10 protein-coding genes and 1 pseudogene are annotated in these 10,831 nt (G+C 72.9%); 4 read left to right on the plus strand and 7 right to left on the minus strand.

All coding sequences use genetic code 11. The annotated features are described in order from the left end of the window. Positions 1 to 11: 11 nt before the first annotated feature. From DLJ58_RS10790 to DLJ58_RS34505, 3 genes and pseudogenes are all read right to left on the minus strand, one after another. Positions 12 to 821 (minus strand): Fpg/Nei family DNA glycosylase, encoded by an 810-nt coding sequence (locus tag DLJ58_RS10790; protein ID WP_124855383.1) that lies wholly within the window; start codon positions 819 to 821, stop codon positions 12 to 14. Positions 822 to 1,094: 273 nt separating this feature from the next. After that, positions 1,095 to 1,295: a DUF397 domain-containing protein gene (locus tag DLJ58_RS10795; protein ID WP_124855386.1), complete on the minus strand. Its 201-nt coding sequence runs from the start codon at positions 1,293 to 1,295 to the stop codon at positions 1,095 to 1,097. After that, positions 1,288 to 1,443, minus strand: a pseudogene (locus DLJ58_RS34505) (Scr1 family TA system antitoxin-like transcriptional regulator); the annotation flags it as partial. The pseudogene DLJ58_RS34505 and the gene DLJ58_RS10795, both read right to left, overlap by 8 nt. Positions 1,444 to 1,498: 55 nt before the next feature. On the opposite strand from DLJ58_RS34505, the gene DLJ58_RS33695 reads away from it, so the two are divergent. The 4 genes from DLJ58_RS33695 (at position 1,499) to rocD (ending at position 5,328) form a co-directional block, all read left to right on the plus strand. Beyond that, positions 1,499 to 1,681, plus strand: a complete 183-nt coding sequence (locus DLJ58_RS33695; protein WP_148097984.1) for a hypothetical protein — start codon at positions 1,499 to 1,501, stop codon at positions 1,679 to 1,681. 172 nt (positions 1,682 to 1,853) lie between these two features. Beyond that, positions 1,854 to 2,765, plus strand: coding sequence for a DMT family transporter (locus DLJ58_RS10805; protein ID WP_244218880.1), 912 nt, complete (start codon positions 1,854 to 1,856; stop codon positions 2,763 to 2,765). A gap of 533 nt (positions 2,766 to 3,298) precedes the next feature. After that, entirely contained in the window at positions 3,299 to 4,114 is an 816-nt protein-coding gene (gene ddaH, locus DLJ58_RS10810; protein ID WP_208741006.1) for a dimethylargininase, read from the plus strand. After that, positions 4,114 to 5,328, plus strand: coding sequence for an ornithine--oxo-acid transaminase (rocD, locus tag DLJ58_RS10815; RefSeq protein ID WP_208741008.1), 1,215 nt, complete (start codon positions 4,114 to 4,116; stop codon positions 5,326 to 5,328). Before ddaH ends, rocD begins: the two co-directional genes overlap by 1 nt. Before the next feature lie 53 nt (positions 5,329 to 5,381). On the opposite strand, the gene DLJ58_RS10820 is transcribed toward rocD, so the two are convergent. From DLJ58_RS10820 to DLJ58_RS10835, 4 genes are all read right to left on the minus strand, one after another. Continuing rightward, entirely contained in the window at positions 5,382 to 6,536 is a 1,155-nt protein-coding gene (locus DLJ58_RS10820; RefSeq protein ID WP_124855395.1) for an FHA domain-containing protein, read from the minus strand. Beyond that, a complete protein-coding gene (locus tag DLJ58_RS10825; protein ID WP_124855398.1) occupies positions 6,533 to 6,826 on the minus strand; it encodes a 4a-hydroxytetrahydrobiopterin dehydratase in 294 nt (97 codons plus the stop codon). Before DLJ58_RS10825 ends, DLJ58_RS10820 begins: the two co-directional genes overlap by 4 nt. A gap of 245 nt (positions 6,827 to 7,071) precedes the next feature. Then, complete coding sequence (locus DLJ58_RS10830; RefSeq protein ID WP_124855401.1) at positions 7,072 to 8,124, minus strand: fatty acid desaturase family protein; 1,053 nt, start codon at positions 8,122 to 8,124, stop codon at positions 7,072 to 7,074. 136 nt (positions 8,125 to 8,260) lie between these two features. Beyond that, on the minus strand, positions 8,261 to 10,831 hold a 2,571-nt coding region (locus DLJ58_RS10835), incomplete at its 5' end, for an SCO7613 C-terminal domain-containing membrane protein (protein ID WP_124855403.1).

The raw sequence follows: 10,831 nt of genomic DNA on the forward strand, positions 1-10,831 counted from the left end.
GGCAGGGCTGTTCAGCCGGACTGGCAGGTACGGCACCAGTACAGGTTGCGGCCGGCCAACTCGCCGCGGCTGACCTCGGTGCCGCAGACGTGGCACGGTGCTCCCGGGCGGCGGTAGACGTACACCTCGCCGCCGTGCCGGTCCACTCGCGCCGGCCGGCCCATCGCCTCCGGCAGGTGCGCGTCGCGGACCGTGTCGATCCGGCCGTGCTCGACCGCGAGCCGCATCAAGCCGACCAGGTCGCCCCAGAGCGCGTCCCAGCCGGTCCTGGTCAACTGTCGGCCGGGCATCGTCGGCGGCAGCCCGGCCCGGAACAGCGCCTCGGTAACGAAGATCAAACCGGTGCCGGCCACCACCGACTGGTCCAGCAGCAGCGCGGCGAGAGGGGTGGGGCTGCGGGCGATCCGGGCGTACGCCCGCTCCGGGTCGGCATCGGCGCGCAACGGATCCGGCCCGAGGCGGTCCCGCAGCGCGGCCACCTCGGGTGGGGTGAGCAGCTCACAGGCCGTGGGCCCGCGCAGGTCGAGCCAGTGTCGGTCGCTGGCCAGCCGTAGTCGCAACTGCCCGACCGGCTCCGGCGGCTCCCCCGGCCCGTCGGTGAACTTGCCGTACAACCCGAGGTGTACGTGCAACGTCAGCTCGCTGGCGTAGTGGTGCAGCAGGTGCTTCCCGTACGCCTCGGTGCCTTCCAGCACGGTCCCGGAGAGCTGGGCTGCGCCCTCGGCGAAGCGGCCCTGCGGGCTGGCGGCGTGCAGCTTGTCCCCGGCGAACAACTCGGCGTGCCGGGCCGCCAGGCGATGGATCGTGTGTCCCTCTGGCACAGGTGCCAAGGATAGCCAGCCCCGCCCGACCGGACCGCACGCTGACCGACCCCGCCCGACCGGACCGCACGCTGACCGACCCCGCCCGACCGGACCGCGCACTGACCGACTCCGCCCGGCCGGACCGACTGACTCCCCAGCACTCCGATCGACTCGGTGCCACCGCTGTTGATCGACTCGGGTTTCAGGAAACCGGGGTGTTGCGATGAGCGGGACACCCCGGTTTCCAGGAAGGCGAGTCGATCGAGGTGGGCTGGCGCGGTTCCTGGCGGGTCAGCCCTGGCGCTGCACCGTGACGCCGCTGACGAACGCGGCCCAGGTCGCTGGGGCGAAGGTCAGCGCGGGGCCGGTCGGGTCCTTGCTGTCGCGTACGCCCACGACGTCGGGGAGGTTGTCGGCCACCTCGACGCAGTTGCCGCCACTCCTGCCGCTGCGGGTGCTCTTACGCCAGGTGGCACCGGCAAGATCAGTCATGATGCTCCTCGATGACCGAAGTGATCATTTTCTCCGATTCTGCCTCACCCGAGGCGAGCGCTTCCAGGTCCGACCAGACATGTTCGAAGGCGGCAACCTCGGCTGGCTTGTCCAGATAGAGCGCCCCGGTGATGTTCTCCAGATAGACGGTGGTCGGCTCGGTCGACGCCCTTCCGAAGGCCTGCGGGACCTACCACGGTTAGGTGTGGCTGACGGGTTACGTACTGAACGACAAGGGCCGTGCCGTCGACAAGCGGGAGGTGTTCGTGCAGCAGGCCGGCGTGCGGCTGCTGCGCGCCGCTTCCGTGCTCACGCCCCACCGGGCAGGTCCACCGCGATCCGCCGCTGATCGACTCGGGTTCAAGGAAACCGGGGTGTCCAGGTAGGCGGGACACCGCGACTTCCAGAATGCCGAGCCGATCAAGACCGGACCGGGCCGGCTTCGGCGGGCGTACCCAGGATTGGTGTCAGGAAACGCCCAGGTGGGTATTTGAGGGCCGACACCGCGTGGGTGCCACCCTTTCCGTCGGCCACCACGCATTCATCAGGAGGTGTGTAGTGGTCAGGATTCCTTCGCTGTCCCGCCGGTCCGAGCCGGCACCGACGCGGGACGAGAACCTCGACGGCCGCGTGGACGGCCGCGACACCCCGGTCACCGAGACCGGTCAGTCCGACGACAGCGTCGGCCGCCCGGTGGTCACCGACCGGGACGCCGACCAGACGACGTACCGCAGCGCCGAAGCGACCGGCGGCCAGACCAGCGAGGCCGAGCGGCGGGCCAATGAGCGGGCGGCCGTGGCCCGCGCCGCCACCGCGCGACCGGTGGAGACCGAGTCCCGGGGCACCGCTTCCCGCCCGGTCGCACCCGAACCCGTGAACGGCGGCACGGCCCGCCCGGTCGCACCCGAGCCGGTGAACGGCACGACCAGCCCGGTCACACCCGAGCCCCGCACCGGCACCGCCAACAAGGTGGAGACCGAGTCCCGGCCCACCGTCGTCCCGACCACGGCGCGTGCCGCCGAGCGGGACGCCGACCTCGACAGCACCACCCGTCGGCCCGACACCGCCGACCGGGTCACCACCGACCGCCCGGTCGACCCGACCCCGGGCGTGGGCACGCCCGAGCCGCCGGTGACGCGTGGCCCGAAGCCGCGGGCCAGCCTGCTCGCCACCCTCGGCCTGATCGTCTCGGTCGCCGGCGCGATGTTCGTGCTGACCGGGACCCTGGCCGGGTACGGCATCGGGCTCGGCGCGTTCGGTGCGGTGCTCGCGGTGCTCGGCCTGATGGCCACCCGTCGCCGGCACGTCGCCGGCAAGACCGACGCGCTCTTCGGTGTGCTGATCGGGCTGGCCGCGGTCGTGATCGGGGTGCTCGCGATGACCGGCCAGTTCGACTGGCCGACCACCGACGGCGACTGGGTGCCGCGCTTCCGGGAGTGGCTCGACTCACAGTTTGTGGATCGTTTCTAGCGGGCACTGTTCCGCTCGTCGGTGATCCACCGGCGAAAGCCGGCGGTTCGCCGGCAGCCCGATCAGTCCGGTGGTTCACCGGCCGGGAGACACCCTTTCAGGGGCGGCGGTTCGCCGCCCCTGAAGTGTGTCCGGGGCCTGGCAGTTCCTTTCCTGGGGATGGCTCGCCGGCCCGACCGGAAGCCCTGCGGACAGCGAAGGGCCGCCCGCCCCTGCCTGCCACCTTTGCTCTGCTGCCCCCAATGCGCCACTCGCAGGTCCGGCATCCGGGCCCGCGGGTGGCGCAGATAAGGCAGCAGAGCAAAGGCCCCGCGAAGGCCCTGCGGCAGGTGGCCGGAAACACGAAACCCCAACCCGCGCCATCACCGCGCAACGATTGGCAGCTCCATGCCGCCCAGACGCAACGAATCTTCGGTCTGCGCAACTCTCGGTGGTGGATCCTGCCGCTGACGCCGCATACCGTTGAGCAACGGCGCCAGCCCGTGGGCCACGGTGGCCGGGCGCGCCCGACCCCTGGGAGCAGGACAATGACGATGGACGCCACCAGCCAGCGCCTGTTGATGTGCCGGCCGACGTACTTCGCCGTCGATTACGCGATCAACCCCTGGATGGACCCGAGCGCGCCGGTCGACGCCGCGCTGGCCGTCCGACAGTGGGAGCAGCTGCGCCAGACATACCTTGACCTGGGCCACACCGTCGAGGAGATCACTCCGGTGCCCGGCCTGCCCGACATGGTCTTCGCCGCCAACGGCGGCACCGTGATCGACGGCAAGGCGATGGCCGTGCAGTTCCGCGACCCGCAGCGCGCCGACGAGGCGCCGGCGTACCGGGCCTGGTTCGAGGCCGCCGGCTTTGAGATGTACGACCCGAAGCACGTCAACGAGGGCGAGGGCGACGTCCTGCTGGCCGGTGACCACCTGCTGGCCGGCACCGGCTTCCGCACGGCGCACGCCGCACACGCCCAGTTGCAGGAGGTCTTCGGCTACCCGGTGGTCACCATGCAACTGGTCGACCCGCGCTTCTACCACCTGGACACCGCGTTGACCGTGCTCGACGAGCGGACCGTGGCGTACCTGCCGGAGGCGTTCTCCCCGGGCAGCCAGGCTGTGCTGCGCCGGCTCTTCCCCGACGCGGTGCACGCCACCATGGCCGACGCCGAGGTGCTGGGGCTGAACGCGGTCAGCGACGGGCGGCACGTTGTGCTGCCCGCACAGGCCACCGACCTGGCCGCCAAGCTGCGCGACCGGGGCTACGAAACCATCGGGGTCGACCTGTCCGAGCTACGTAAGGCCGGCGGCGGACCGAAGTGCTGCACGCTGCGACTCCGTCAGGGAAAGGCAAGCAAGTGATCGTGGATGACAAGCTGCGTACGCCGGGAGCGGTCCGGGACGCCGAGCGCTGGACCGCGCACAACTACCACCCGCTGCCGGTGGTGATCTCGTCCGCCGAGGGCGCCTGGCTCACCGATGTGGACGGCCGCCGCTACCTGGACTGCCTGGCCGGCTACTCGGCGCTGAACTTCGGTCACCGGCATCCGCAGCTGATCGCCGCCGCGCACGCCCAACTGGACCGGCTGACGCTGACCAGCCGTGCGTTCATCCACGACCAGTTCGCCGACTTCTGCCGGGAGCTGGCCGAGCTGTGCGGCAAGGACCTCGTGCTGCCGATGAACACCGGCGCCGAGGCGGTGGAGACCGGGATCAAGGTGGCCCGCAAGTGGGGTTACCAGGTCAAGGGCGTGGCCGCCGGGCAGGCCAACATCGTGGTCGCCGAGGGCAACTTCCACGGGCGGACCACCACCATCGTGAGCTTCTCCACGGACGAGGACGCCCGCGCCGACTTCGGGCCGTACACCCCGGGGTTCACTGTCGTGCCGTACGGCGACCTGGACGCGCTGACCGCCGCGATCAACGAGAACACCGTGGCCGTGCTGCTGGAGCCGATCCAGGGTGAGCAGGGTGTGGTGGTGCCGCCGGAGGGCTACCTGCCGGGCGTACGCCAGGTCTGCACCGAGCGCAACGTGCTGTTCATCGCCGACGAGATCCAGTCGGGCCTGGGGCGTACCGGCGCGACCTTCGCCTGTGACCACGAGGGCGTCGTGCCGGACATGTACCTGCTCGGCAAGGCGCTCGGCGGCGGCATCGTGCCGGTGTCCGCGGTGGCCGCGAACGCCGACGTGCTCGGCGTCCTCAAGCCCGGCCAGCACGGCTCCACCTTTGGTGGCAACCCGCTCGCCTGCGCGGTGGCGATCGAGGTGGTCCGGCTGCTGGCCACCGGCGAGTTCCAGCGCCGCTCGGCCGAGCTGGGTGAGCGGCTGCGGGCCGGCCTGGAGGGGCTGCTCGGCAAGGGCCTGGTCGGGGTACGCGTCCGTGGCCTGTGGGCCGGTCTGGACATCGACCCGGCGCTGATGAGTGGTCGGGAAGCGTGTGAGCGGCTGGCCGCACGCGGAGTCCTCGCCAAGGACACCCACGGCTCCACCATCCGGCTCGCCCCACCGCTGGTGATCACCGAGGAGGAGATCGACCTGGCGGTGGCCCAGCTGACCGAGGTGCTGGCCGGCTGACCAAGGAACGTGGTGAAAGGCGGGCGTCGGAGTTCCGACGCCCGCCTTTCGCGTCAGGGGCGGGGCAGGCGCATCGCCATCGTCGGTGCCTCGGCCATCACCGAGGTGGGAGTGAACGGGGCACCGGTGGGCAACTCCTCGGCCCGACCGATCTGCACCCCCGGGTACAGCTCGATCATGTCGTTCTCGCCCAGCACCCGGGACTGCTGCGGCGCCAGCGGGATCCGGTCCGACTCGGTCATCGAACCGCCCGGCCGGATGCCCGAGCCGTTGGTGCTGACGTCGGTCACGATGACCTCGCCGACCCGCAGCTCGAAGCGGACGTGACCACGGCTGATCCAGCGCCGGGCCTCATCGTTGAGCCACTGCCCGAGCATGATCCCGCCGTCCTGCTCGGGAGCCCGACCAGCCACGACCGGCTGCTCCTCGCTGAGCACGAACCGCCGCCGGACCAGGCCGCCGACGCGCACCGCGAGCACCTCCGTACGCGGACGCGGGCCGCCGTCACCGAGCCGTACGCCGTGTCGGGGACAGGTCGGCACGCCGTTGCGCAACGCGGGCGGCGGCTGCGCGGCGGGGCTGCGGTCGGCACCACCGGCCAGGTCGGCGAACGCGCCACCCCCACCACCGCCGCCGAACAGCGCGCAGCCCGACTCCGGGCAGCGCCACTGGCGAGCCAGCAGCTTGACGCCGGTCGGCGAACGCTTGCCGGCCACCGGCGAGTGCCCACCACCGACGTGCGCGATGAACACCGGCCCACCGGCGCCCGGCACCGGCGCGACGACCCGGCCAGGCTGCTCGACCAGCCACGGAAAACGCCCGCGCAGCCCGTCGAAGCGGACCCGGCTGAGCACCGGCAGACCGAGCAGGTCGGCGACCTCCAGCATCCGGTCGCCCGGGTTGTCGAGCACCTCGACGAGCCCGTCGTCGGCCCAGCGCCGGACCACCATCCGCTCGTTCGAGGTGAGGTCGGCGTCGGAGAGCAACGCCCGGTGCACCACCGCGTAGACCTGGACGCTGTCCTCCTCCAGCTCACGGGAGAGCGCGTCGATGACCATGCCGAGGCGTAGCAGGCTGGCCGGCCGACCACCGTCGATGTCCTGGTAGCGAATCACCTCGGCCAGGTCGACCACGGCTCGGGCCAGTGACGGGTCCGTGCAGACCCGACCCTCGATGGCATCCAGAACCTTGCTGATCTCGAATCTCATGCCGCACTCCGGACGATGTCGTCAATTTGCCGGGCCAGCTCGATGTCCCGGTGGGTGACCCCACCGGCCGAGTGCGTGACACAGCGGAAGGTCAGGGTCCGCCATCGGATGTCGATGTCGGGATGGTGGTCGAGCTCCTCGGCCACCGTCGCCACCCGGTCCACCACAGCGATGGCCGCCGGGAAACTGCCGAGCTGAGCGGTACGACCGATGGCGGTCGGGTCACCCGACCAGTCGGGCAATCGGCCCAGCTCTTCTCGCACCGCGTCCGCGGTGAGCAGGTCTGCCATGACCAGACCCTACCGGTGGCGCGTCTGGCGAGCCGGACGCGCCACCGGTCCGGATCAATCCCTGACCGAACCCTCCTCGGGTCTCACTTCATCAATCGGTTCGCCTTATCCTTGACGATCTGGGTCGTCGCGGTCCAGGAATACGGCGATGGGGCGGGCATCATCAGATGCCCGCCCCATCACTCAGTCCTCGTAACGGCCGCGCACTGGCCATTGCCGTTCAGCCGCGCAGCGGCCATTGCCGTTCAGCCGCGCAGCGGCCGCCCCACCTCGTGCAGGTGAGCGAGTGCCTGCCGGTACGACTCGACCAGCCCGGTCTCCGCGTACGGGATGCCCTGCTCGACGCAGTAGGCCCGGACGATCGGCTGGGCCCGGCGCAGGTTGGCACGCGGCATGTTCGGGAACAGGTGGTGCTCGATCTGGTAGTTGAGACCACCCAACGCCGTGTCCACCAGTCGGCTGCCCCGCACGTTGCGGGAGGTCAGCACCTGCTTACGCAGGAAGTCCAACTCGTCCTCGGCGGTCGGCATCGGCATGCCCTTGTGGTTCGGCGCGAACGCGCAGCCCATGTAGAGACCCCACAGCGCCTGGTGCACGACGGCGAAGAGCAGCGCCTTGACCGGGGACATGACCGCCAACAGCAGCGCCACGTACGCGGCGGTGTGCGCGACGAGCAGCGCCGCCTCGACCGCCCGGTGTCGCATCGGGACGGTGTACCCGCCGTTCGGCTCCCGACCGATGATCGCCCGGATGCTCGCCACGTGCAGGTTCAGCCCCTCCAGCAGGAGCATCGGGAAGAAGAGGTACGCCTGCCGCTTGGCCATCCAGCGACCGATCCCCCGGGTCTCCAACGCCTGCTCGGGCGTCCACACCAGGGCACCCGCGCCGACGTCCGGGTCCTCGTCCTCGTGGTTCGGGTTGGCGTGGTGCCGGTTGTGCTTGTCGACCCACCAGCCGTAGCTGAGCCCGACCGCCGCGTTGCCGGCGAACAGCCCCACCACCTCGCTGGGGCCACGCCGACGGAACATCTGCCGGTGCCCGGCGTCGTGACCGAGGAACGCGACCTGGGTGGTGGCCACCGCCATCAGCGCCGCGAGCGGGAGCTGCCACCAGGAGTCGCCGAGCAGGAACACGGCCACCCAGCCGGCCACGAAGGCGCCGAGGGTGAGCACGATGCGGGTGACATACCAGCCGGGACGCCGCTCCAGCAGGCCCGCCTGGCTGATCCGTCGGGACAACTGTGCGTAGTCACTGCCTCGCCGTCGTACCGGCGGTTCCGCCACCGCTCCGAGCGCCATCGCTGCTCCCGTTCCGCTTGCGCCCGCACCGGGGTGGTTCGGGCTTAATGTCAAGTGTCTCGATCGCGGTAGCGGTGAGTAACCCCGACAGCCCCCGAATGGGGGGTAGGGCAGGCCCTACCCCTACTGGTTCGACTCAGCTCAGTCGGCCCACCGCGGCGCGCAGTCGAGCCAGGTCACGTCGCCGCCGCTCGTAGGTTGCGGCGAGCCCGACCAGCGCCAGCCCGCCGACTCCCAGGTAGATCCACCGGGGCAGCAGATCCCACCCCCGGGCCATCTCGTGCAGCGCCAACAGCGTCAGCACCCCGCCGCCGAGCAGCACCGGCGCCTGCCACCGGCGGGTCGCGCCGGCCAGCACCGCCCCGGTCGCCGCGGCGCCGAGGAGCAGTCGCCGCCACGGCTGCGGGTCCGCCCCGGCCAGCACCGACACGAGGCTGGGCAGCAACGCAGCGACCAGCCCCGGGCCGAGGGCTGACCAGCTGGTCAGCCCCGGCTGGGTGCGCAGCGCCAACAGACCCGCTCCGACGGCGAGCGCCGCGGCGGGCAGGGTGTACGCCTCCAGCACGGTGACCCCACCGGCGGCGAGCAGCACCCAGGCCCCGAGCAACTCGCTGCCGGCGGCGATCCCGGCGAACGCCCACCGCCGGCCGGCTGGTTCGCCCCGGCGCAGCAGTCGCAGCGCCACGGCGACACCCCAGAGCACGCAGACGGTGGCGAGGTGCCGCGCCACCTCGACGGCGAGCACCGCCGCCACCAGCGCGACGGCCTGCGCGGTGGCGTCCAGCACCCGTCCGAGCCGGACCCGCGCCGGGGTGACCGCCGCGGCGGCAAGCACCAACCCGGCCACCGCCAGCAGCGGGTACGCGGCAGCCCGCACCGGCAGCCCGGCGGCGAGCGGGGCGGTCACCGCCAACGCGGACGCCGCGCCCACGGCGGCGAGACAACCGGCGACCCGTACCTCGAACCGGCGCGCCCCGGTGGCGACCGCGACCGCCGCCACCAGCAGCGCCCCCTCGGCCGCGAGCGTCCCCGCCCGGGTGGCCAGCAGACCGAGCACACCGGAGGCCACCAGCACCGCGCCCACCGGCACGGCGACCGGTGTGAGCGCCGGGCGGGCCTCCGTCAGCGCGGTGAACAGCAGGGCGGCCAGGCCGGCGAGCAGAACGGCGGCCGGCAGCACCGGCCACGGCGCGCCGATCGCGATGAGCAGCACCGGCAGCGCCGCCGCGACGAACGGCAGCGCGGGCGGCACCGGCAGGCCGACCCGCCGACCGGCCAGCGCGCCGGCCACCGCCAGCACGACCAGCGCAAACCCGACCGGAAGCACCGACGGGTCGGCGACGACCGTGGGCACCCCCGACCACACCGGGTTCCAGCCGCCGTAGGGCGACCCGAGCGCGGTCAGCACCGTCGGCAGGGCTGCCAGGACGGCGACCACCGCCAGCGTTGCGCCGGCCACCAGCAACAGCGCCGACCGGGCCGACCCGCGCCCGTCGGCCGCCGGCCGGGCCCCGCGGGCCGCCTGGTCGGAGACGCTCGCCGACGGCAGCAGGTGAACGACGAACGCGACACCCAGCGCGGCCAGAGCCGCGTACAGCACGAGCGGCTCGTCACCCGCCCCGACCAGCGGCGCGAGGCCGGGCACGGTCACCGCGGCGACGGCGCCCGTCACCGCGTACCCCATCAGCTCCGCCCGGTGGCGGCGGGCCGCGAGCGCCGCGACCAGCGACAGCCCGGCGGCGGCCAGCGCGAGCCGGGCCTGCCACCAGGGCGGCCCGCCCGCGGCGAACATCGCCACCGCAGCGATCCCGGGCAGCGCGAGCTGCCCGACCACCAGCCCCGTACCGGCCACCTCCCGGTACGCGCCGACCCCCCGTCGGACAGCCAGTGCCAGCCCGACCACGGCAAGCACGACGAGCGCCACCAGGGCACCGGTCGGGGAGGCCAGGGCGACCAGCAGCCCGTGCCCGAGCAGGACGGCACCGCCGAGCGCACGGGTGCGCAGGGCGACCGGTGGGGTGCTCGGGCGGGCCAGTACGGCGAGCAGCAGCGCGACCCCGCCGACCAGGTCGACGGCCACCACCTGAGGCCAGGAGGCCGACCAGCCGGCGGGTACGGCGAACAGCACCGCCACCGCGCCGGCCGTGGCGAGCACCGCCCGCGCGCCACGGGGCAGCAGGAGCACCGTCGCGCCGATCGCCAGCGCCACCGCGGGTGCCAGCTGCCAACCCCAGCGCAGGTCCGGCCCCGTCCCAGCCCCGCCCCAGGGCGGCAGCGACCGGCCGACGGCGGCGGGCGCCAGCCCGATGGTGATCAACACGGTGACCTGCGCCGTGCCCGCCGTGACGAACAGCGCACCCGCCCGCGGACCGGTCCGCCAACCGCCGCCACCGTCCACCGCCGCCACCGCCGGCAGGAGCCGCACGGCGGCGGCCATCCCCAGCGCCACAGTCGCCGCCGCGAGCAGCAGCACTGACGGCCGCAACTCCGCCACCGGACGCAGCAGGGCGGCGGCGAGCACCGGCACCAGCAGCCCGGCCGCCACCGCCCGCAGCGCCGGCCCCCCGACGAGCCAGGCCGCACCGAACCCGGTCAGCGCGACCAGCAACAGCGGCACCCCGGCCAGCAGTGGCGAGCCCCCCGCCCGCCCACTGACCAGCGGCACCACCGCGCACGCCGAGGCGCCCACCAGCGCGGCGACGTGACC

The sequence above is a fragment of the Micromonospora arida genome (assembly GCF_003857035.1).
GTDB lineage: Bacteria > Actinomycetota > Actinomycetes > Mycobacteriales > Micromonosporaceae > Micromonospora > Micromonospora arida.